Raw genomic sequence first — 23296 nt, forward strand, 5'->3', positions numbered from 1 at the left:
TAGTCAATAAGAGTTATTGCAATTAAAACAATGCTTTGTCTTGGCGTTCAGCTGGAGTAAAAGCGACAGCAACTTGACCAAACTCATATTCACCAGTCTCAAGGTTGGCGGTCATGCTAGAAGCTTCAAACCGATTCATGCCTTGTTCAACCTTAACAGGCGCATCACTATATACTTGCCCTGATTTGGTATTGCCCTTAAGGATACTACCTGTCACCTTTATCGGTTCAATATCTGGTGCGTCTTTATTACCTTCACTGACCAGTGAAAAACCCCCTGACAAGCTGAGTTCACCCGTCTGCTGACTGATAGCAGCACTGCCCGCTTCAATACGATAGCGCTGCTCTGCCGATGGCTCCCAATTCATAGTGATGCCTGACATCTCATCTAAATTGGTCTCTGGATTGTGCGTCAATGTTTTGGCAGTCAGCTCATACTCAGTTTCGCCTTTCTCATTAGTCTGTACCGCTTTGATGTCTGTTGCTTCATAATCAACATCAGTCGCTTCCATACTAACTGGTGGCGCTATCTCTCCTTGTTGTTGAAAAAACCAGCCTGCAATACCGGCGATAATCAAGGCAAGGACTATTAAAACACGAGTATTCACGACAAATTATCCTGAGTTTTGACTTCATCAAGCGTATAGTGCGCGATAAAGTCTTGATAGTGTCCATGACCTTTCAAAATGAGGTCACATATTTCACGTACTGCGCCAGTGCCACCTGCTCGAGTAGTGACCATATCACTGCGATTGATGACTTCGGCGTGTGCATTGGGTACTGTTGCAGCAAATCCAACGGTTTGCATCGCTTTAATATCTGGCAAATCATCACCCATATAAGCGCAGTCGGCAGCCGTGATATTGAGCGCTGGATCAAGTATGCTTAGCAGCTCATTTAAAGCAATCAGCTTATCATCACGACCTTGCACCACATGATTAACACCCATTTCCGCGGCGCGCTTATCCACCATAGCACTGCTACGACCTGTGATAATAGCCGTCAAAATACCATAACTTGCTAACGACTTAACCCCTACGCCATCATGGACAGAAAAAGCCTTGGTCTCGATACCATTGGCATCATAGATAATTTGACCATTCGATAAAATACCATCGACGTCCATTATCAACAGTTTTACTTGTCCAGCTTTTTTGATTAAGTCTTGCATCATGTCCCTCTTTCTTAACGCTGTTTTTTAAATTTTATTGTTATAAATCAATATTTTTATTAATTCTCGTTATTTTACACCGGCTTGTAGCAAATCATGTACCGTAATAATCGCTTCTAAACGGTCTTCGTCGTCAATGATTAGCAACTGACTGATGCCATTTTCATTCATTACACTGAGCGCATCTGATGCGCGCATGCTCTTGCTAATGCACCGTGGATTGCTGACCATTACTTCACGCATCGGCGTTTGCAAATCGATGCCTTTTTCTAGACCACGGCGTAGGTCACCATCTGTAAATACCCCAACCACCTTATCATTATCATCGGTCACCACCGTCATACCTAACCGCCCAGCAGACATAGTGAAAAGCGCTTCTTGCAGGGGTGCTTGCTGATGAATGAGCGGTAAATCTTCCGATCTAGTATGCATTAAATCTTCAACTCGCGTTAGCAGCTGACGACCTAATGCGCCTGCTGGATGCGATAATGCGAAATCTTCTGAGGTAAAGTTGCGCGCATGTACTAAGGCAACGGCTAATGCATCGCCAAGTGCCAATGTCGCCGTGGTACTAGAGGTAGGAGCAAGATTAAGTGGACAAGCCTCTTGCGATTTACCAAGCGTCAATACAATGTTAGCGGCACGAGGTAACATACCGCGCTTATCACGGCTAATACTGATCAGTGGAATATTTAGATGTTTGACCACTGGCAGCAGCATCTTAATCTCATCGGACTCACCAGAGTTAGAGATGGCAAGCAGTACATCACCTTTTACCAACATGCCTAAGTCGCCATGCCCTGCTTCACCAGGATGCATAAAAAAGGCTGGCGTACCAGTAGAGGCAAACGTCGCCGCTATTTTACGCCCAATCAATCCTGACTTACCCATACCAGTGACCACAACTCGACCTCTACAAGCCAAAATAATATCGCAAGCTTGCGCAAATCTATCGTCTATCTGCTCTGTTAGTAAAGCCAACGCCGATATCTCAGTATTAATCGCTTCGATAGCCTTACTGATAAATTGCTCATGGGTTAGATTGATTGGGGTATTACTCATGGATTCGCTCTATTTTATAATGAATCAATCACGTATTTTACTATACTATGCCCAATATTAATAATAATCTGCGAAACCAATCGCTAACAGCTCTGCATGTAATCTCAGACCATTATTATACGTTTATTTATACAAAAAAAACCCACTATAAAAAGCAGGTTTTGATCGGACAAATCATATATTAATAATACACCTTGGATAATGAATCTTGCTTTCTAACCATTGTTATCATTAGATTCATCGTTTGACTTATCCTCAAAACCCGTATTGTCTGCTGGATTTTCGAAGCCACGGTCTTGACCAAAACCGCCGCGCTCAAAGCCGCGATCCTGACTCTGACCAAAGCTACCACGCTCAAAGCCACGATCTTGACCTTGGCTAAAGCCGCCACGATTAAAACCACTACGACTAGACGCAAAACCGCGCTCTTCAAAGCCACCTGTACTAGCAGGATTACTACCACGCTCAAATCCGCCGCCTTGATAACCTGCTGGAGCAGTGCTTTGCGGTTGAGTGCTAGTACCTGTCGTTGTCGTACTGCTACGTGGATTACGTGCTGGCACGACGGTTGAGATAGCGTGTTTGTATACCATTTGACTAACTGTGTTTTTGAGCAATACTACGTACTGATCAAATGATTCAATCTGACCTTGCAGCTTGATACCATTGACCAAAAAAATAGAGACAGGAATGCGATCTTTGCGCAGCGAGTTCAAAAACGGATCTTGTAAAGTTTGTCCTTTTGACATGAGAGCTCTCCTAAATATTATTAATTATGTTTTAGTGCCAATTATTTTAAGTGTTAATTTAATTATAATGGCTAACGGCAGATACAATAATAAATTTTCTTTATAAAACGTATCTAAATAAACGCTAATTGTTCTTAAGTGATTCCACTTTATCGCGAATACATTATTATTGTAAATAATTAAGTAACTAGTTGTTTCATTAGTTATTCTTATCAACAAACGTCAATTAATATTGATTAAATACACAGTTAGGCTAATACCACACCTACTATTTTGATGAATGTAAATTATAACAGCTATCTACAATATATTTTGATACTAATTGTCATTACTTTCTAATAGTTGTATAGAGCTTTTTGCAACACTGTGCTTTCAGTACACAATACCGTATTTATAAGGTATTAACTCGTACCAGATTTTGAAGCGCTGGTAGTTTTGCTATAACTGATAGCTTTAGTATCATTGATAGCTTTAATATAAATAGTCTCTTGCCTGTGCCATCGTCGTAAATGTTTTTACCACCATATCGCGGTCTGCAGAAGAATCTTTATCGCTAGATGCATCTGCTGCTAACGCCATATCTATGGAGGTATTAGGCAATTGCATGACTTTACGTAACCATGTGTACTGTCGTTTTGCCAATTGTCTTGTCGCATATAATGCCTTATTTTGCATTTGCTGACAAGCAAGCACCTCGGTCTCGCCATCAGATAAGCTTGATTTATCTGATGACTGAAGCACCCCAAAAGCACTGTAAAATTGTGCTTTGTCTAGATGAGATTGTTCAAAGACTGGGTGATTGATATGTACTAGGTATTCTAATACTTGTCGATAACCAACACAGCGCATGGATGGCAGGTTTGGCGTCAAAGGATAGCGCTCCAGCAGACCAATGACCTCAGTCACCAACCCATCATTCCACATGATATCTAAACGCTGCTCGATACGTGTATGTAACCATGGACGATCAGGCATGACTGTCAATGCATGCCATTGCTGGTTGGGGTTATTTGCCAATGCTTTCTTGGGCTTTCGCTGCCAGTCACTTATAGGGATGTTAGTTTGCAGATAGACTTCAACTGCTCGGGTGATGCGCTGAGTATCAGTCGCATTAAGGCGCTCATAGCTGATCGGATCTATCTCACCCAAATAGTCGTAAAGTGTACTAATGCCTTCATCTTGCCGCCACTGCTCCACACGTACGCGAACGCTATCATCACTGTCAGGTACTGGAGATAGCCCGTCTAGCAACGCCATGTAATACATCATAGTACCGCCAACCAGCAAAGGTATTTTGCCATTCTCGTGACAGCTATCAATCAAACGGGCAACGTCATTCACAAATTCAGCGACGCTATAACTCTGCATAGGATCGATAATATCAACCAAATGATGTGGATAACGCGCCAACTCAGTAGCTGTTGGTTTCGCTGTACCGATATTCATATCACGATATATCAGCGCTGAATCTACTGAAATTAGCTCATAACGCCCTGTATCATATAACTCATAAGCCAGTGCAGTCTTGCCACTTGCTGTCGGCGCCATCAAACACACCACGCTATTATCCGCTAAATTAGAGTTTAGGCGATAAGATGAGCTATCAGATGAAAGTTGCATAGAATTGCCTTTATTAATGATATTAGTAGCAATAAATAAATTTGAGCTGTGTCATTGCTAAAATTTGCTTATTAGATTTTTGTCGTTACAGCTATCTTGACTCAGGCGCTGATAATAGTATTAATGTTGCTAATTGATTACCATTTATAGCTTTGATCGCATGCTGAGTCAGTAACGCGTCGATATCCGCTAAGAACACCATTAAGTCTTGTTTTGACATTTGCATACTCACGGCAGAAATTTGCTGATTAATGTCATCTGCACCGGGCAACAATTGATATTTTTTATATACTGTATTGCTAAGTAAACTTGACTCAAATAACGAACCAATCTTTGATTGCCAATTCTCTGCACCAATCAGTACACATTGGCTTTGATGATAAAATAACAACCAAGGCAGCGCTTTATCCTCAATACATGTCGTGTCAACAGATTCAATTAACACCTCATTTAAATGAGTAACAACGTCTAGGCAATAAGGCAAAGATGTCGAATGTATTGCTACATCGTTAGCGATATCGTTGGTGTTTTGACTTATTTTTTCAGAAACACTTGATACGTTTAAGGTTTGAGGCGAATACCTATTTTCTGACAACTGATAGGGTTGTTTGGGCGCTTTAACCTGATGGCTTTTGCTTGAATGAATGGTCGGTAGTGTCTTTGGCATTGCAGTAGTGAATGCCTTATTTATAGACAGACTATTATCTACTGTCTGACTATCACCTACTATCTGAATATCATCATTAGAAGACTTGATCGTCTCTGTAGTCACTACCGTTTTAAGTTTTGTCCGAATCGCATGACTTATATGCGCCATGATATTATTGAGCGGACTTATTTTAATGCGCTGTTTAGATGGATGCACATTAACATTGAGCCACTGAGTGGGCAAATCAAAATAAAGCGCATAGCCAATACCTACCAACTGAGCAGTTTGGGCAAGTTGGCGTAGCTGATTGCTTATCAATGCTTCTTTTACCAGTCTGCCATTCACATAGATTAACTTTGGTAAGGTATCCTGCGAATCAGTGATAGGCCATAACCAACCCTTAATGCTTGCTTGATCGGCAATGCTATTATTGGCATACTCTCTGGATGGCTGCATTAAACTGGTGAGGTCTATCGCTATTTCTAATGCCTTCTGGGTTAACGGCGACCCAGTCGCTTGCTCAAGACGTGATAATGGCAAAGGATTGACACTATTATTGCTATTAGCCTTTGTAGAAACAGCACTTAAAGACACTGAACTTAAGGGCATTGAATTTGATGACATCGCACTTGAAGAAAGTGACAGCCGTTTTTTATTGTCATGAAAGAGCGTCAGTGCCACATCTGCGCGCGCCAAAGCCACTTCGCGCACAATCGTTTCAATATGACCGAACTCCGTCGCAATAGATTTCAAGTTACCACGGCGGGCTGGTACATTAAAATATAAATCCTTAACCGTAATGCTCGTACCACGATGATGTACAACTGGCATGAGCTTTGCCGCATCATCTAACACACCGGCGACTTGCAACTGGCGACCAATGCCACTGTCGTCATGGCTACTGGTTAAGGTCAGTCGAGATACTGCCGCCGTTGCTGCCAATGCTTCCCCGCGAAATCCCAACGTCGTAATACCCTGTAAGTTAGCGACATCCGCGACTTTACTGGTTGCATGACGAGTAATTGCCATGACCATATCCTCGGGATGAATGCCCACGCCATTGTCGACCACTTCAATCATACCCATGCCGCCTTGAGTAATATGTATCTCAATATTGGTCGCACCAGCGTCAATGGCATTTTCTAATAGCTCTTTGACCACTGCTGCTGGGCGCGTCACTACCTCACCCGCTGCCAATTGATTGATGAGCAGCGGCGATAGTTTTTTGATGCGAGTATGAGAATGATTGTCTGACATTTGTGGCATTAAGAGGTATCGTTATTTTACGTGGTAATAAGTAGTGCTAGCAGATATCGATGACTTATATTGAATGTATAATTAAATCTTAATAGAGGATAAATCCAAGTCTTGCGCTTGCCCAGCCTTCGATAGCCGCAGCTCAACTTGACGAGACTCATTATCCTTATCATTGCTAGCAGCTTGCGTCATATCGATAAACAAGGTGGGCGGCGGTAAATAGCTGTCCGCACGGCTTGCCCATTCGATGATAACCAACGCATTTGGCTCATCCAAATATTCATCAAAACCGATAAAAGATAACTCTTCTGGGTCTTGCAGACGATACAGATCAGCGTGATAAACTGGCTTGACTGAGCCGTCTTTTTGCGCGATGTTATAAGGCTCGACCAAGGTGTAAGTCGGGCTTTTGACGGCACCTGTATGCCCTAACGCCTGCAACCAATAGCGAGTCAGAGTAGTTTTACCTGCCCCTAAATCACCTGCTAACCAGACACTACCTGTCAATGGCAACGCTGCCAATTGCTCAGCCAAACGCTGAGTGTCAGATTCTGTATGCAGTATCAACGTCTTAGTGTTTTGGTCTTCTGTTGTACTATTAGGCATCAGGTGTACCTGCCTGCCCTTGCGGCTGTACCTGCATCGTCACAGATGGATTAACAAAGCTTTCACCGCGAATCAGTTTGGCATATAGCTCAGGGTCGTGCCACTCGGTACTGACTTGGTCGCTGAACTCGAACGCTTCTAAATTAAGCTTACCCATTTGCTCGTTCGCCACATCATCAGCAAAGCACTGCGCGTAACCGGTAGCAGTTTCGTGTGCAATCACCGAATAAACGCTGACATCAGATTCACCGTTTTGCATTTGGGTTTGTTTTAGAATTTCTTGCGCCCAAAAGAATATCACGCGTGAGAACTGCTCTGCCGATGGCGATACCGGCAAACTTATCCAGCGCGCACTGAATTTTTTACAGGCAGCGACATACTCAGGGTCGTCTTGATTCCAAAAACAAATCGCGTGATCGAAGCTATCGATAATGTCCTTGATAGACGATTTTAATAAGCCAAAATCATAGACCATTTGCCCATGATCTAAGCGCTTAGCCTCAAGAATCAATTCAATCTGATAGCTATGACCATGGATAGAGTGTTTGCAGCGCTCAGAGCTACAATTACGCACAATATGCGCATTTTCAAATTTAAAAAGTTTACGGATACGCATAATAATCAACCAAAACAGTAAGCATTTTTATGCTAAATATGAATATATTAAAAGTTTGCCGCTACGACTTATCGGCTTGTGGCTTATTATAGCAAATCGTGATGACTCCGTAAGTAAGCACTTATTAATAGCAGTATTGACTAAATAAATCCATGGCATCGAAAATCTACTTATAAAACCCATTTATCAAACAAAGTTTTGAGAAGTAGCATCAAACAAGGGATGGATACAGGATTGACTCGAATCGTAGGTGAATTGTGCTAGCGCTATCTATTGCGACACCTTAAGCATATACTCATTGCAGTACGCACTATTTGCGTCATCAGCATTAATCTAACCTTTAAGCCTGTTTGTTTTGGTTTTAAAGGTATTAAGGCTCATCTCAAGAGGAAAAAACCATGAGTAAAGGTCAAGACAGTAAAAAGAACGTAAAAAAGAAACCGCTATTAACGGCAAAAGAGAAAAAAGCTGCCAAACAATCTAAGAAAGATGACAACGGTAGTATCTTAGGTAAACACTAATATTCATTGCATCAGTATACTGCTTGCAACTATGCCAATCGAACCTCAACGTTTGATTGGCATTTTTTATGCTAGGTGCGGTCTTTATGCTAAGTACTGCGCGGTGCAAACATGATAATTGCCATGCCTAATAGCGCAACTGCCGAGCCCAATATATCCCACGTGGTCGGCCTGATACCGTTCACCGTCCACAACCATAAAATCGCCATCGAGATATAGACACCGCCATAAGCCGCATAGACTCTACCAGCTGCGGTAGGATGTAAAGACAACAGCCAAACGAAAGCAACCAAACTAAGTACGCCAGGGACAAGCAGCCAAACCGACTTACCTTCTCGCAGCCATAGATAAGGCAGATAGCAACCCGCAATCTCTGCCAATGCGGTTAGCGCAAACAGTCCAACGGTTTTTAATTCAGTCAAACCTATGACTCCTCGATCGTGATAAAGCCTGTCATATACTTAACGGCATGACCAGAAATAAACACTCTGTCATCAGCGACCACACAGTCTAAAACCCCGCCGCGACGAGATGCTTGATAAGCGACCAAGTCATTTTTACCCAAACGCTCAGCCCATAATGGTGCAAGCCCTGTATGAACTGAACCCGTCACTGGATCTTCATCGCCACCATTGGCTGGCCAAAAATAACGTGAAATAAAATCATAGTTTTTGTAGTCAGCAGACATAGCCTGACAAGTCACCACCACATCTAAAGGCGCAAGCTGTTTTAGCTGCTCGTTATCGCGCGCTACTGTTAATACGTCAGATTCAGCATTATAAACCACGAAATAGGCTTGAGCATTTTTATAGACCTCAACTGGTGCAATAGATAGTCCTGCAAGCAAACTATCAGGAATATTGTCAAATTTTTCAGGCTTAGTATTGGGAAAGTCCATTTGTATCTTGCCATCGTCTGTTTGCACAATGGTCAATATACCAACCGCTTTAGCTGAAAATTTAATACATTCTAAATGAGGGTTTTTGTTAAATAACACAAAGGCAGATGCTAGCGTTGCATGTCCACAAAATGCAATCTCAGTGAAAGGTGAAAACCAGCGGATGTGATAAATGCCTTTATCAGCAACAATAAAAGCCGTCTCAGATAAATTATTCTCAAAAGCGATAGACTGCATCAAATCATCAGACAACCAATGCTCCGTAATGATAACTGCCGCTGAATTTCCTTTAAAAATAGTATCAGTGAAAGCATCGACGACATTAATTTCTAGTTGCATTTTATATACTCATTTTTATGATTTTTATGGTGTTACTAGGGTGCGTCCTCATTTTAAAAATGGTGATAAAAATGAGATAAATTGCCGCCAAACAAGGAAAATAGCGCAAATAATATCGAGATATTCATAAGCTATTTAACGCAGTTTGGCAAAATTTAGCCATTTTTAGCCCATTTAGAGAATGCTCGATTGAATTGAGGACATGCCCTAGCAATATCAATCGACAATAAATAGTTTAGCACCCATCTTAGTTGACGAACGATGCGCAATCGTATTGTCCGCTACTTGATAAGTCATGCCCGCTGTTAAGGTAAAAGTACGACCATCTTTTAACTCAGTGTTCAGCTCGCCCTCAACACAGAATAAAATATGCCCTTTATCGCACCAGTGATCGGCAAGGTAGCCCGCGGAGTACTCAACCATATGCACATTGATATTGTTAAATTCGCAAGTCTTCCAGTACCCTGTGCCAGTTTCACCTTTGTTTTCTACCGCTTCCACTGTCGTCCAATCGGTAATAGCAAAAGGTATATTTTTCATTTCCATAACGTCATCTCCCTGATTTTATTGTTCATTCATTTATCTCCAATATCTTTACTTACTATACCTCAAATCCAGCGCCGCACTTTATTTAGATAATCCTGATAAGTTTTACCGAATTTTCGTGCCATCATCCGCTCTTCTGGCTGGATTTGAAAGCGCGTCATATAAAGTATAAAAATGGGCAATAATACAAACGCCAGAAAGTGAGAAAGATAGAACGCCCAGCCTAATAATATCAGCACCAGACCCACATACATTGGATTGCGGCTATACTGATATACGCCGCTGGTCACTAAACCAGAGACCTTCTCTAACGCTTGCGGATTGGGTGTGGTCTGAGCTATTCTAAATTGAGTCACACCCATAATACCTAGGCTCAGCCCTATCACACCCAAACACCCTGCCAGTGCAGTTGAACCGTTGAGTGAGAACGTCAAAGTAGGAAGCATTTTAGAGACGCCATACATAGCAGCGGCGGTAATAATAACTTGAGCGACTGGAGGGACTTTAAGTGCTAGAGCGTTCATGATTAGACCTTATAGCGCGTTAAATGACAAACCTGAACATTCAGTGCTCATGATACCTGCTAACTATTTTCGTTTTAATTGTTTACTTTTAGCCCTTTACTATTTAATGGCTTTATCATTTATTTTTATTCTTTACTCTCTAACCATATCACTGTATTTATACGGTTAACGGGGATTGTTATTTATCAAAATAACGCCATTTATGTAAAGTAAAAACATATATAAAAATATAATACCTCATAGAGGATTATGTCTTAAAGCTGTCTTTAAATTTAAATGAGGAAACTGGCATCATGATGCGTATTGGATTGTTCTTATTGACCAACTTAGCGGTGATTGTGGTATTTAGCATCGTGTTTGGTATTTTATCCAGACTCTTTGGGATTGGTGGCGTACATGGCGCGGGCGGACTAAATTACACCAGTCTTGCCATTATGTGCGGCGTATACGGCATGGTTGGTTCGATAGTATCACTATTTATCTCGAAGTGGATGGCCAAAAGATCAACGGGGACGGTGGTTATTGAAACGCCAAGCAATGCCACTGAAAAATGGCTGGTAGATACGGTCGCAAGACAAGCGCGAGCGGTAAATATCGGCATGCCAGAAGTGGGGGTTTTTAATAATTCCCAGCCAAACGCGTTTGCCACAGGCTGGAATAAAAACAAAGCGTTGGTCGCTGTTTCATCTGGCTTACTGCAAAGCATGACACCCGATGAAGTAGAAGCGGTATTGGCGCATGAAATTGGTCACGTTGCCAACGGTGATATGGTCACACTGGCGCTCATTCAAGGTGTAGTGAATGCCTTTGTGATGTTCTTTGCACGTATTATTGGTAGCTTCGTCGATCGGACGGTGTTTAAAAATACCAGTGATAGCCCAGGTATTGGTTACTTTATCACGAGTATTGTGATGGATATTTTGCTTGGATTTTTGGCGTCTGCCATCGTTATGTGGTTCTCGCGTCTACGCGAATTCCGTGCGGATCAGATGGGGGCCAAACTTGCCAGCCGCGAAAAAATGATTAGTGCGCTTGATGCTTTGCGTCCTTCTGAACAGCGTCCAGATCAAATGCCCGAAAGCATGAAAGCATTTGCTATTTCATCAGGACAATCTACGGGCTTTAGTATCGCAAACCTTTTCCGCTCACACCCAACGCTTGATGACCGTATTGCGGCGTTGAGAAATTATAATCCTAGTGATGCGTGATAGAGAATTTTTGAAATGCTACAGGCATAACTTTTACATTAAAGTGTCTAGAAGTTATGCCTTAGTGTGCGTTTATCATGTACATAGAGTTCACCCTACTAGGCTACATATGCACAAATTTTATAATAGTAAATTTGAAACCAGATATTGCAAGAAAAGAAAATTTAATACAAGGATTACTCTATCAGCCGAATTTAGTCAAATTCTTTATGATAAATGTCTCCACATTTATGACACATCCATTGGTTTAGCCAATAGTTATATTTCGTTGGAAATTCATCTTTATTATAACTCAATATTTTCTTCATAGAGTAAACTGCAAATCCTATTAAGCCAATACCTAAGAGCTTAAGAACCCACCCACCAGCTAGCATGAAAATACCGATGACAACCATAATGACGAACATACCGATACTTTGTTTTGAAGGAGGTGCGGCTTTGTTTGCAAGTGTAGACCTAGATGTGCCACTTGTAGTAGTGTGAGCAGCTCCGCCACCTACACCTGCTCTTGCAACGCCACCACCAACTGTGCGACTAGTAGTATTAATTTGTTGAGTGCCAGATTCATATACAACCTCTAGTCGTTGACAATTATCCGAACCACATTTTAGACAATTCATTATAAGTTTCCTCACCTACTAATAGTTAAGTTACATGACGCTGTTTATTTATTCTAAGAATAGTACATGTACAGTAAATCCAAAATTATCAAAATTTAAATCGATGAATGTTGACTATATTCAGATTATAAGAATAATCTAAAACATACATTTAAGCAATATTTAGCAAGTTATATTTATAAATAAATTACATATCCAGTTTATTAGATAATAGCGGATGGCAGGATCAGCTCCCCTGCTTCCTCGTAAAATTAACGTAAAAACCCAGACATAAAAAAAGCCTATCTATAAAAGATAGGCTTTTTTGCTGAATTGAATTTGCTAATTAAATATCAAACTCAAGCGCTCTATCACCTTCGCTATCTTTGATACGCGTTGGCAAACCAATCTTATTCAATAGATTGATAAATGGCTTGGCATCCAGCTCTTCGACGTTAACCATCTTGCCAGCATCCCACTCACCAGTCGCGACCAGTATGGCAGCAGCAACGGGTGGTACGCCTGCGGTATAAGAAATACCTTGGCTACCAACCTCATTATAAGCATCTTTATGATCTGAGATATTGTAAATAAACACTTCGCTATCAACGCCGTTGATTTTGCCTTTGACTTTGTCACCGATGCAGGTCTTGCCCGTATAATTCGGCGCAAGAGAGCTTGGATCTGGGAGAACCGCTTTGACCACTTTTAACGGAATCACTTCTTGCCCTTCAGCAGTCATCACCGGCTGCTCAGAGAGTAGGCCCAAACTTTGTAGCACAGTGAATACATTAATATAATGCTCACCAAAGCCCATCCAAAAACGGATATTTGGTACGTCTAAATTGGCGGATAACGAATGCACTTCATCATGACCACTTAAGTAACTGTTTTGCACGCCAACTACTGGTAGATCGTCAGTACGTTTTACTTCGAACATTTTATTAGACTGCCACTTGCTATCCTGCCAAGAATAGACCGTACCGGTAAATTCACGGAAATTAATCTCAGGATCGAAGTTAGTAGCGAAGTATTTACCGTGGCTGCCAGCATTGATATCAATGATATCAATATCAGTCACCGAACCTGCATCCATCATGTCATAGCCGAGACGCGCATAGGCGTTTACCATACCGGGGTCAAATCCTGCCCCTAAAATCGCCGTGACATTATTGTCCGCACAGCGCTGTTTACGCTGCCATTCGTAATTGTCATACCATGGCGGCGTCTCGCAAATCTTACGCGGATCTTCGTGGATAGCGGTATCAATATAGGCAACACCTGTCTCGATACAAGCTTCCAATACCGTCATATTCACAAATGCCGAACCAACATTGATGACGATCTGAATACCCGACTCTTGAATCAGCTGTATCAGCGCCTGAGTATCCATAGCATCCACTTGGTGCGTATGCAATACCGCAGGCTGCTTGAAGCTATTTTTTTCTATGACGCTTTGGGCGATGGCATCACATTTATCTTGCGTGCGCGAGGCAATATGAATCTCGCCAAGGACATCGTTATGCATCGCACATTTATGCGCGACTACTTGGGCGACACCGCCTGCACCGATGATAAGTACATCTTTTTTGCTAGATTTGGTTTTTTGGTTTGTGTTCAATGAACAATCCTCCTTTGTGTCTCTGTCGATACCATCGATAGTGGCGAGTCAAAACAGAAACGAGTGAATGATATGCGTGAATTAAAAAGGAAGACCGAGGAAAACCCACGCACCCGTCGGGCAAAGCACCATTTGATTGCTGGTTTTTGCCCGTGGCGATTATAACAATTTTTATGACGTCATCGGTAAAAATAATGCATAAAAAACAGACGGGTTAAAGTGATCTAAAAACAGACTTAAGTCTTTGTTTTTTAAAATCCAAACTAATTTACTGAAACAATTAAATCAAGACAAGCTGGCTTTGTAATCTTGATACTCAAATTTGCGCTGCACATCTATACTGCCATCTAGACGACGAATCACAATTGCTGGCATATTAACACCATTGAACCAGTTCTTTTTCACCATGGTATAACCTGCGGCATTACCAAACGCAATCTTATCACCTATCTGTAAATCGTTAGGTAAAGCATACTCACCAAAGATATCGCCTGCCAAGCAAGAACGGCCATAAATAATGGTGTTGTCTGATATGTTAGCTGTTTTAGCCATATCGACAGGTGAGATATTCATCGCTTCTTCGTTAATAGCCGCAATGGGTGCGGACTCGCGATAAATTAGCAAATCCAGCATATGCGCTTCGATAGAAGCATCGACGACAGCTAAGTTTTTTTCATTATGCATGGTATCTAAGACGGTCGTAACCAGTGACCCAGCACCATGGATACTTGCCTCACCCGGTTCAAGATAAACTTGAACACCATATTTTTCACTAAAGCCTTTTAATCTGTCAGCCAGTTTTTCTAGTGGATAATCAGGCGTGATAAAATGAATGCCACCGCCCAAACTCACCCAATCAAGCTGCGCTAAAACATCACCAAATCTGTCTTCGATATCCGCCAAGCTGGCACTAAAGGCTTCAAAGCTGTCATTTTCGCAGTTGTTATGAATCATAACCCCAGTGATGTCACCAAGTACCGCCGCAATCTTGTTTTTATCATGTTCACCCAAACGGCTAAAAGGACGCGCAGGATCAGCGATAATAAACGAGGAATTACTGGTCTTAGGGTTTAAGCGCAGTCCAACTGGTATATTTTTTGCCGCCGCTTGACCTTTAAAAGCATTTAATTGTGAAATAGAATTAAAAATAATCTTATCAGCATAGCTCAACACTTCATCGATTTCATCAGCGCTATAGGCGACGCTATAGGCGTGGGTTTCTTTCTTATCTTTGCTATTAGCATCGGCGTTATTACCAAAGGTCTCATAGCCCAAACGCACTTCATTGAGTGACGATGAGGTTGTGCCATGCAAATAAGGTTGCATCACATCAAACACGCCCCAAGTGGCAAAGCATTTGAGTGCCAATAATGCTTTAGCGCCTGATAGCTCACACAGCCGCGCGATAATCTGCATATTGGCAACGATTGCCGCTTCATCAAGCAAATAATAAGGCGTGGGCGGTAGAGATGATGGGGTGGTTTTTAGCGAAGTTTTTGCATTCATAAGAGGTTACCTAATAGCTGCGGTTGGCATCATGACAGACATAAATATTTGCGCTATAGTAGACTAAATTCATCATAATTAGAATATCTTATGTCACTATCAACCGATTATTCCACCACTACTAGCCAAACCCATTCATCACAGCTCGACCCAAAAAACATTCATTTAGAACATCTTGATGCTAATGCGCGTGCAGTATTGGAGTTTTGGTTCGACAAAGACAATGAGCAATATTGGTTTGCCCAAAATGATGACTTTGATACGCAGATAAAAGATAAATTCGGTGATATCTGGAAAGCTGCTAAGCAAGGTGAATGTGTGACGTGGCGTAGCGCAGACGCGCCAACCGATAGCAATAGCTCAATCACGGCATTGGCAGGAAGACTAGCCGAAATTATTGTCTTAGATCAGTTTTCGCGTAATCTGTGTCGCGAACAGGCCTGTGCTTTTGCCCAAGACGGTATGGCACTAGTCTTAGCACAAGAAGCCATTCAGCAGCCATACTTTGATACCTTACCAATGCAGTGGCGCCGTTTTATGATCATACCGTTTATGCATTCTGAGTCAGCGCTGATTCACGATCGTTATTTACCACTATTTAAGCAGTTAGACGATGCAACCACGCTAGATTTCGAAAATCGACATAAAGATATTATTGAAAAATTCGGTCGCTATCCGCATCGCAATGATATTTTAGATCGTGAGTCAACGGATGCAGAAGAAGCCTTTTTACAGCAACCGAACTCGTCATTTTAGAGCGTATATATTTATATAGTTGATTAAAATATAGGGGCTTCAACTTAGAGAAGTGTAAAGTACAAGGCAACCGAATATAGTTATATACGATATATCAAGCGAGGTGAATGCCGAACTCCTTTATCGTGTAATGAATTGACTATAATAATCAAACACAAGGGCTGAATCAGATAACTGGTTCAGCCCTCTCTAATGACTTTCTGACGGGCGCAAAACTACGTCTATGCGCAGATAATACGCCGTATTTTTCGATCGCCTCCATGTGTGCACGTGTTGGATAGCCTTTATGTTTGGCGATACCATACTCTGGATGCTCAGCATCAAGCGCATACATGGCTTTGTCACGGCTGACCTTGGCCAATATACTGGCGGCAGCAATGCTGGTATGACGCGCATCGCCCTTTACCCATGCTTGGCAATCAATAATCGATTTTTCTATACCCAATTCAGCGAGCATGGCATGATTTAACTCGGGGCAGCGATTACCATCAAACAAAACTTCGACCTGCCTCATAGAGGTGACAAAATGATGGGCAATGGCTTCCAACAACACTTCGGTACATAAGCGCATACCTAGCATCGTCGCTTGCAAGATATTTACTTGATCGATGACCGCTGCTGGGATCTCAGCGACAACATAACCAATAGCATGCTGCTGAACCAATGGATAAAGGCGGTCACGCTTCTTTTCACTCAGCTGTTTGGAGTCCGTCAAGATAGATAATGGCGTGTCTTTTAATGGCTGCATCTCAATTAATCCTGACCAAGTTTCAGGCAATATCGCAGCAGCCACATTGACGCTACCGAGCAACGGCCCACGTCCTGCTTCATCAACACCTATTTGTAGCATTGACTGCTGTAAGCCTTGCTCCACATTGATCGGATACTGAGCGATTAGCTCACCAATATTTAACTGACCCGATAAACGGATAGGCTCAACTAGCTGTAGATATTGACCTTTGATATCAATTTGCTCAATACTTATTTCAATCGGTGTGACAGAGTTGTCGGTTTGGTACTGGTTATTCATAGGGTCGCGGTGTCTTTGTTATTAGGTATCATTGTTATTAATAGAAAAAGGAGTGATCGCAATCGATGATGGCTTAAACCCGATGTTTCGCTTGGATAAACCACTGCTCAATCACACTATTAGCGGGATCATGATTACTCTGCTGTTGTAATAAGTGCTTGGTGGCTACTAGATCTTTTAATTGCTCAGCATAGGCTCGCGGTTGCAGTAGCCGCATGACCGTACGACAGATATTGTCACCACTCGCCTGCTCTTGAATCAGCTCAGGAACGATTGCGGTATCAGCCAAAATATTGGGCAGCGCCACATAAGGCACTTTGACCAAGCGTTTGGCAATCTGATAGGTGAGCTTATTTAATTGATAAACCACCACCATTGGCCGCTCTAGCAGCATCGCCTCTAGCGTTGCAGTGCCAGATGCCAGCATCACAATATCTGAGGCTGCCATCGCTTGTTGACTAAAGGCTGGCTGGCTATCATCATAGACCACAACGATGGCAGCACGCAGTTGCTCTGAGCGCTGATCAATAACATCTTGGACGATGTATTGGTGATTCTGATCGACGGTCGGAATGATAAAGCACAGCTTGGGGTCTAGCAATATCAACTTTTGAATACCATCTAACATCAATGGCAAAATAGCCGTGATTTCACCACGACGAGAACCTGGCATCACACAAATAAGCTGGCTGACATCGTCAAATCGTTCAATAAAAAACTGCTGCAAGCCGTCATTGTGCCAAACCAGCTCACTACGGCGCTGATTGATCGGTGTCTCTAATAATGTTTGATCGATAGTACGCAATAGCGGATGACCGACGCATATTGCTGGATGGTTATGACGCTCATAAACGGACAGCTCAAAGGGGAACAAACACAACACGAGGTTGGTCGCCGCTTTAATATTATGAATACGCGACTCACGCCATGCCCAAATAGAAGGACTGACATACTGCACGCAGAATACGCCTTGCGGTTTTAATTTTTTAGCCACTCTAAGATTAAAATCAGGTGCATCAATGCCAATAAACCAATCAATATCAGCGGCTTTAAATGCGCTTAATAATTCACGGCGAGCTTTAAGTAAGTCAGGTAATTGCGCCATGACTTCTACCAAACCCATTACCGCCAAACGCTCCAACGGAAAAATGCTTTGCAGCCCTTGCGCTTGCATCTTTGTACCACCAACACCGACCCACACAATATCATCGCGTAGATTATTCATCTGCTGCATGAAGTCTGCACCCAAGCTATCACCTGACACCTCACCTGCGACGATACCGATAACTAATGGCACAGTCTGTAATTCAGCACCTTGAGGTTCAGTCTCTGTTTGGTCTATAAAATTATGATATTGATCAGGTGTAGCATAATCTGTCATGACAAGCTCTCGATATGAAAAAATACAATAAATGCATATAAAATAAGAAAATGATTATTATAAAATATGACACATAAAATCTGCGCGAAAGCTCTGTGACGCATAAGCATTCGCTATCCTCACTATTTTATCGTCATACCCTTTATATTGTCATCATACGTGACGATGATACAAATAGCTAAATTAGCTGATAAAAACCAAAAACAACCACTTAACAGGTTAACCCGATTTTCTTTATGGACAGAGAAGTTGAGTCACCATCTTACTTGTTGAAGTTCTCATATACGATTGCCGCTGAACAAGTATAACTAAGTTTTGGTTTCCTCATTCCAGTTATCAGTCAATTAACTGCGCGACTGCCCTTGTCAACCAACACTTTTGTCCGCATAATGAAACTCCCTATAAATCAGCTAGACGATATATAACCATGACAACATCAGTTACCCATAATGCAGATATTGACGACGTGAATATTGAAAAGTTCATTCCTTTGATCACTCCCGCTGAGCTAAAAACTGAGCTACCTTTATCAGATGAAGCCTATAAAACCGTATTAAACGGTCGAAATACCATCCAAAACATCTTGGACGGTAAAGATAAGCGCCTATTTGTGGTCATTGGCCCCTGCTCTATTCATGATATCAAAGCCGCTCACGAATATGCTGATCGATTGGCCGTATTGGCAAAAGAAATCGAAGATAGCGTGTTTGTTGTGATGCGCGTATATTTTGAAAAGCCACGCACAACCGTTGGCTGGAAAGGCATGATTAATGACCCTGATATGAACGACAGCTTCGATATCGAAAAAGGTCTGCGTACTGCCCGTAAGCTACTGCTCGATTTGAATGAAAAAGGTCTGCCTTGCGCCACCGAAGCACTAGACCCGAATACCCCGCAGTACATGCAGGATTTGATCAGCTGGTCAGCGATTGGTGCACGTACCACCGAGAGCCAAACGCATCGTGAAATGAGCTCAGGCTTATCGTGCCCAGTAGGCTTTAAAAATGGAACAGACGGCGGTATGACAGTCGCTGTTAACGCAATGCAAGCAGTGAAAGAAGGTCATAGCTTCTTAGGTCTGTCAGCAGATGGCAAGGTCTCCATCATCAAGTCTAAAGGCAACCCTTACGCACACGTGGTACTTCGCGGTGGTAACGGCAAACCCAACTATGACGAGACTGCGGTTGCGCAAGTGGAAAACGAGCTGGCAAAAGGCAAAACCAATAGCAAGATTATGATTGACTCAAGCCATGCCAACTCAGGTAAAGACCCGTATCTACAACCGATGGTTATCCAAAACGTTGCAGAGCAAATTCAAAACGGTAATAAATCAATTATCGGCATGATGATTGAGAGCCATCTAAAGGGCGGCAATCAAAAACTAACGGCTGACTTGAGTCAGCTTGAATATGGCAAGTCGATCACTGATGGTTGCTTAGACTGGGATAGTACGGTCACTGCCCTATATAATCTACGTGATATGGTCAAAGACGTTTTGCCTAACCGTTAATATTGACAGTCCCTCATCACGATAAAGACCACTCTATCGTGATAAGTTGCTCAGCAAAAAGCCCGTTTGACATATCATGTCAGACGGGCTTTTTTATTCTTTAACTTATCAAGTTTAATTTTTTAAACTTAACTGATAAAGCATGGCATTTTACTCACTTACTGCACCTTCATTTGCCGCACCTAAAACACTGTTTAAACTTTCAAGTACGTGCTTAGAAGAGGCTTTCTTTTGCAACTCAATCAACCGCTCATGCGCCATCTGACGACGTGGCTCAGCCAAGGTATTCCAGCGTGCTAGCACTTGCAATAAGCGCGACGCCAAAACAGGATTGGCATCATCCAACTTTTTAATCACACCAATATAAAGATCTAACCCTTCTACCGTCCATAAGGCCGTCGGCTGCGAGGTAAAGGCGCTGACTACTGAACGTACACGATTGGGTGTATTCCAATCAAAATCTGCATGCACAAGCAAAGATTGAATAGTATCAGCGGTGACGGTATCAGCAGACGCTTGCACACTAAACCATAAATCGATGACCAAATCATTATTTTGGAAGCGATTATAGAAATCCGCCAAATACTCATCAGCATTTAGCAGTTGATGATTGACCATCGCTTTTAACGCGCCGAAGCGCTCCGTCATACAACTAGCATGATCATACTGCTGCTGCGCCCATTCATTTGCGCCATCGACATTCGCGGTCAGCGCCATATCGAGTACTACATTACGTAAGGCACGGGTGCCACGAGCTTCGGCACTATCTTCATAAGCCTGCATAGGTAACTGCTTATAAAGCTCAGCCCATTGATCGTTTAGCGCCTCTGCAAGCTGTTGATACAAGTCGTCGCGCTGCGCTTTCACCAATACTGGATCGTAATCTTTATGAATAGCAGACGCCAGCTCTTGCGCTGATGGAATATCAAGCAAGCGGGCAGCCAACATCGCATCCTCAGCCGCGAGCACAGGCAATGTCTGCGCTAGTGCTTGCAGATAGATATCAGGACTGCTCTTCTCGCCTTGACCTTGTAACAAGATACGATTGACCAGCATCTGCGTCACTTGCCAGCGGTTAAAACCATTGGTTTCATGTTTGAGCAAAAATGCCAAATCTTCATCTTGATAATCATAATTGAGCTGTACTGGCGCACTAAAATCACGTAGCAAAGAGACAACAGGCTCGCGTGCTATGTTTTCAAAGGTAAATGTTTGCATTGCTTGATCGAGGAGAAGCATACGCTCAGCCACAATGTCACCAGTGTCTTTATCAAATAGCGCAGTCGCTACCGGAATAGGCAATGGTTTTGGCGCATCAAAGCCACTGACATGACGGGTGTGCTGACTTAACGTAATGGTCAGTGTCTGCGCTGCATGGTCATAATGTTGATGACCAGACACCATTGGTGTGCCCGGCTGACGATACCAGTCGATAAAGCTTTCAATTTTGCTATCAGTAATACTAAGTGCTGACAAAAAGTCCTCAACGGTGACTGCTTGCCCATCATAACGGCGAAAGTACTCATCCGTGCCTTTACGAAAATTCTCGGCTCCCAAAGTATTGGCAATCATGCGAACGATTTCAGCGCCTTTCTCATAAACAGTCGTCGTATAAAAGTTATTAATCTCAACAAAACTCTCAGGGCGTACAGGGTGTGCCAGTGGCCCTGCATCCTCAGAAAACTGATGAGCACGTAATGTCGCCACATCATCGATACGCTGTACGGCACTCGACTGCTGATCCGCTGAGAATGATTGATCGCGGTAAACAGTAAAGCCTTCTTTTAAGCACAATTGAAACCAATCACGGCAAGTGATGCGATTGCCTGTCCAGTTATGAAAATACTCATGGGCAATAATGGCTTTCACACTAAAGCTACGCGCATCCGTCGTCGTCTCAGGGCTGGATAACACACAAGCGGTATTAAAAATATTCAGACCTTTATTTTCCATCGCGCCCATATTAAACTGACTCACGGCAACAATCATATAGCGATCTAAATCGTAGGCGCGACCATAATTGACCTCATCCCATTTCATCGAATCTTTCAACGCTTGCATACCGACATCACATTTATCGATGTCAGCAGACTTTGCATATATTTCCAGCAACACCTCACGACCTTCACTGGTGGTATAAGAATCCGTCAATACGTCTAAATCAGCGACGACACAGGCAAATAGATAGCTTGGTTTATTGGTTGGATCATGCCATATCGCATAATGACGGTCTGGGGCATCTGACACCTCACCCGCTTCAACCAAGTTACCATTGGCCAATAGTGTTGGATAGCGCTTATCTGCCTCAAGGCGCGTGGTAAATATCGCCAGCACATCGGGGCGGTCTGGATAAAAGGTGATTTTACGAAAACCTTCAGGCTCACACTGGGTGACAAACATCGTCTCATCACCACTGCCCGCCATATAAAACCCTTCAAGGGCAGTATTGGTCTGTGGACAGATGCGTACTTGAATCTCTAAAACAACCGCATCAGGTGCATTAGCAATCGTCAACGTACCTGCTTGTTTTTGATAATCCTCAGCCGTCAATGGCTTACCATTCATCGTAATGGCGATCAGCTCCAACTCCTCACCGAATAATACGAGATCTCCTGCCGTTTGACGTACCATCTTCAGGGTGCTGTCTACCTGTGCATGATCTTCGAACAGCTTAATATCCAAATCAACCGTTTCCACATCAAAGCTAGGTTTTTGGTAATCTTTTAAATTAATTTTACTTGGCGCATGCGGTGGCACATCTGGCATGTCAGGATTAATAATTTGAGCATCAGTTTCAGCAATAGACATGGGTATTCCTATTATTATTTATGGCAAAAAATATATATGGTAAAAAGCATGATAAGTTAGGTTAAGATCGGTCATCAATTGGCACAATTTTTATGACCATTAGCATTATAGCGGCATCTTGCTACATTGACCTAAACTGCCATATTTCAAGAGCAGATCTCAAGTTTATTATGTTCATTGTCTGTTATATTTATCAAAAGGCGATGGCAATGAGAGAGTCGACACATTAAAAGAGCGGCATAATTAGCATCAATCACCAATTGGATAATCGCGATTAAAATGATTTAATAAGGTCACTGATGACCAACACTCGATAAACG

Annotated in this window: 22 protein-coding genes; 4 read left to right on the forward strand and 18 right to left on the reverse strand. The window is 42.5% G+C overall.

The window, feature by feature from the left end; genetic code table 11:
- Nucleotides 1-22: 22 nt before the first annotated feature.
- From lptC to JMX93_RS05225, 8 genes are all read right to left on the reverse strand, one after another.
- Nucleotides 23-607 carry an LPS export ABC transporter periplasmic protein LptC gene (gene lptC / locus JMX93_RS05190; protein WP_499204064.1) on the reverse strand — a complete coding sequence of 195 codons (585 nt, stop codon included), beginning with the start codon at nt 605-607 and terminating at the stop codon, nt 23-25.
- Nucleotides 604-1170 (reverse strand): KdsC family phosphatase, encoded by a 567-nt coding sequence (locus JMX93_RS05195; protein WP_499204281.1) that lies wholly within the window; start codon nt 1168-1170, stop codon nt 604-606. Before JMX93_RS05195 ends, lptC begins: the two co-directional genes overlap by 4 nt.
- A 69-nt stretch (nt 1171-1239) precedes the next feature.
- The gene (locus JMX93_RS05200; protein WP_499204065.1) at nt 1240-2232 is read right to left on the reverse strand and encodes a KpsF/GutQ family sugar-phosphate isomerase; all 993 of its coding nucleotides are present in this window, start codon (nt 2230-2232) and stop codon (nt 1240-1242) included.
- Nucleotides 2233-2447: 215 nt separating this feature from the next.
- On the reverse strand, nt 2448-2981 hold the full coding sequence (hfq, locus tag JMX93_RS05205) for an RNA chaperone Hfq (protein WP_193013118.1): 534 nt from the start codon (nt 2979-2981) through the stop codon (nt 2448-2450).
- 471 nt (nt 2982-3452) lie between these two features.
- Nucleotides 3453-4601 (reverse strand): tRNA (adenosine(37)-N6)-dimethylallyltransferase MiaA, encoded by a 1149-nt coding sequence (gene miaA / locus JMX93_RS05210; protein ID WP_499204066.1) that lies wholly within the window; start codon nt 4599-4601, stop codon nt 3453-3455.
- A gap of 91 nt (nt 4602-4692) precedes the next feature.
- A complete protein-coding gene (gene mutL, locus JMX93_RS05215; protein WP_499204067.1) occupies nt 4693-6507 on the reverse strand; it encodes a DNA mismatch repair endonuclease MutL in 1815 nt (604 codons plus the stop codon).
- An 81-nt stretch (nt 6508-6588) separates the two neighbouring features.
- Entirely contained in the window at nt 6589-7113 is a 525-nt protein-coding gene (tsaE, locus tag JMX93_RS05220) for a tRNA (adenosine(37)-N6)-threonylcarbamoyltransferase complex ATPase subunit type 1 TsaE (protein WP_499204068.1), read from the reverse strand.
- Nucleotides 7106-7729 (reverse strand): 6-pyruvoyl trahydropterin synthase family protein, encoded by a 624-nt coding sequence (locus JMX93_RS05225; protein WP_499204069.1) that lies wholly within the window; start codon nt 7727-7729, stop codon nt 7106-7108. Before JMX93_RS05225 ends, tsaE begins: the two co-directional genes overlap by 8 nt.
- A 398-nt stretch (nt 7730-8127) precedes the next feature.
- Here JMX93_RS05225 and JMX93_RS05230 point away from each other — a divergent pair, with 398 nt between their 5' ends.
- On the forward strand, nt 8128-8250 hold the full coding sequence (locus JMX93_RS05230; RefSeq protein ID WP_020443648.1) for a hypothetical protein: 123 nt from the start codon (nt 8128-8130) through the stop codon (nt 8248-8250).
- Between the two features lie 89 nt (nt 8251-8339).
- On the opposite strand, the gene JMX93_RS05235 is transcribed toward JMX93_RS05230, so the two are convergent.
- The 4 genes from JMX93_RS05235 to JMX93_RS05250 all read right to left on the reverse strand — a co-directional run bounded on the left by JMX93_RS05235 (nt 8340) and on the right by JMX93_RS05250 (nt 10557).
- Nucleotides 8340-8672: a YnfA family protein gene (locus JMX93_RS05235; RefSeq protein ID WP_193013123.1), complete on the reverse strand. Its 333-nt coding sequence runs from the start codon at nt 8670-8672 to the stop codon at nt 8340-8342.
- 2 nt (nt 8673-8674) lie between these two features.
- Nucleotides 8675-9487, reverse strand: a complete 813-nt coding sequence (locus JMX93_RS05240; protein ID WP_499204070.1) for a PhzF family phenazine biosynthesis protein — start codon at nt 9485-9487, stop codon at nt 8675-8677.
- Between the two features lie 216 nt (nt 9488-9703).
- On the reverse strand, nt 9704-10033 hold the full coding sequence (locus tag JMX93_RS05245; protein WP_198331522.1) for a DHCW motif cupin fold protein: 330 nt from the start codon (nt 10031-10033) through the stop codon (nt 9704-9706).
- Between the two features lie 62 nt (nt 10034-10095).
- Nucleotides 10096-10557: a methyltransferase family protein gene (locus JMX93_RS05250; protein ID WP_499204071.1), complete on the reverse strand. Its 462-nt coding sequence runs from the start codon at nt 10555-10557 to the stop codon at nt 10096-10098.
- A 293-nt stretch (nt 10558-10850) separates the two neighbouring features.
- On the opposite strand from JMX93_RS05250, the gene htpX reads away from it, so the two are divergent.
- Nucleotides 10851-11765 (forward strand): protease HtpX, encoded by a 915-nt coding sequence (gene htpX, locus JMX93_RS05255; protein ID WP_499204072.1) that lies wholly within the window; start codon nt 10851-10853, stop codon nt 11763-11765.
- A 194-nt stretch (nt 11766-11959) separates the two neighbouring features.
- Here htpX and JMX93_RS05260 read toward each other — a convergent pair whose 3' ends face one another.
- The 3 genes from JMX93_RS05260 to JMX93_RS05270 all read right to left on the reverse strand — a co-directional run bounded on the left by JMX93_RS05260 (nt 11960) and on the right by JMX93_RS05270 (nt 15491).
- The gene (locus tag JMX93_RS05260) at nt 11960-12385 is read right to left on the reverse strand and encodes a hypothetical protein (RefSeq protein WP_443511310.1); all 426 of its coding nucleotides are present in this window, start codon (nt 12383-12385) and stop codon (nt 11960-11962) included.
- Nucleotides 12386-12710: 325 nt separating this feature from the next.
- Nucleotides 12711-13985: a saccharopine dehydrogenase family protein gene (locus JMX93_RS05265; protein WP_499204073.1), complete on the reverse strand. Its 1275-nt coding sequence runs from the start codon at nt 13983-13985 to the stop codon at nt 12711-12713.
- Nucleotides 13986-14270: 285 nt separating this feature from the next.
- On the reverse strand, nt 14271-15491 hold the full coding sequence (locus tag JMX93_RS05270) for a carboxynorspermidine decarboxylase (RefSeq protein WP_499204074.1): 1221 nt from the start codon (nt 15489-15491) through the stop codon (nt 14271-14273).
- Nucleotides 15492-15581: 90 nt separating this feature from the next.
- Here JMX93_RS05270 and JMX93_RS05275 point away from each other — a divergent pair, with 90 nt between their 5' ends.
- Nucleotides 15582-16247 carry a DUF924 family protein gene (locus tag JMX93_RS05275; RefSeq protein WP_443511304.1) on the forward strand — a complete coding sequence of 222 codons (666 nt, stop codon included), beginning with the start codon at nt 15582-15584 and terminating at the stop codon, nt 16245-16247.
- Between the two features lie 166 nt (nt 16248-16413).
- On the opposite strand, the gene rnhB is transcribed toward JMX93_RS05275, so the two are convergent.
- Complete coding sequence (gene rnhB, locus JMX93_RS05280; RefSeq protein WP_193013132.1) at nt 16414-17277, reverse strand: ribonuclease HII; 864 nt, start codon at nt 17275-17277, stop codon at nt 16414-16416.
- A 73-nt stretch (nt 17278-17350) separates the two neighbouring features.
- Complete coding sequence (lpxB, locus tag JMX93_RS05285) at nt 17351-18658, reverse strand: lipid-A-disaccharide synthase (protein ID WP_499204075.1); 1308 nt, start codon at nt 18656-18658, stop codon at nt 17351-17353.
- A gap of 427 nt (nt 18659-19085) precedes the next feature.
- Between lpxB and JMX93_RS05290 the strand changes: the two genes are divergently transcribed.
- On the forward strand, nt 19086-20168 hold the full coding sequence (locus JMX93_RS05290; protein WP_443511300.1) for a 3-deoxy-7-phosphoheptulonate synthase: 1083 nt from the start codon (nt 19086-19088) through the stop codon (nt 20166-20168).
- Nucleotides 20169-20318: 150 nt separating this feature from the next.
- Here the strand turns inward: JMX93_RS05290 and pepN are convergent, their stop codons facing one another.
- On the reverse strand, nt 20319-22934 hold the full coding sequence (gene pepN / locus JMX93_RS05295) for an aminopeptidase N (RefSeq protein WP_499204282.1): 2616 nt from the start codon (nt 22932-22934) through the stop codon (nt 20319-20321).
- Between the last annotated feature and the right edge of the window lie 362 nt (nt 22935-23296).

It is taken from the genome of Psychrobacter muriicola 2pS, assembly GCF_904846535.1.
In the GTDB taxonomy this organism is placed as follows: domain Bacteria; phylum Pseudomonadota; class Gammaproteobacteria; order Pseudomonadales; family Moraxellaceae; genus Psychrobacter; species Psychrobacter aquimaris.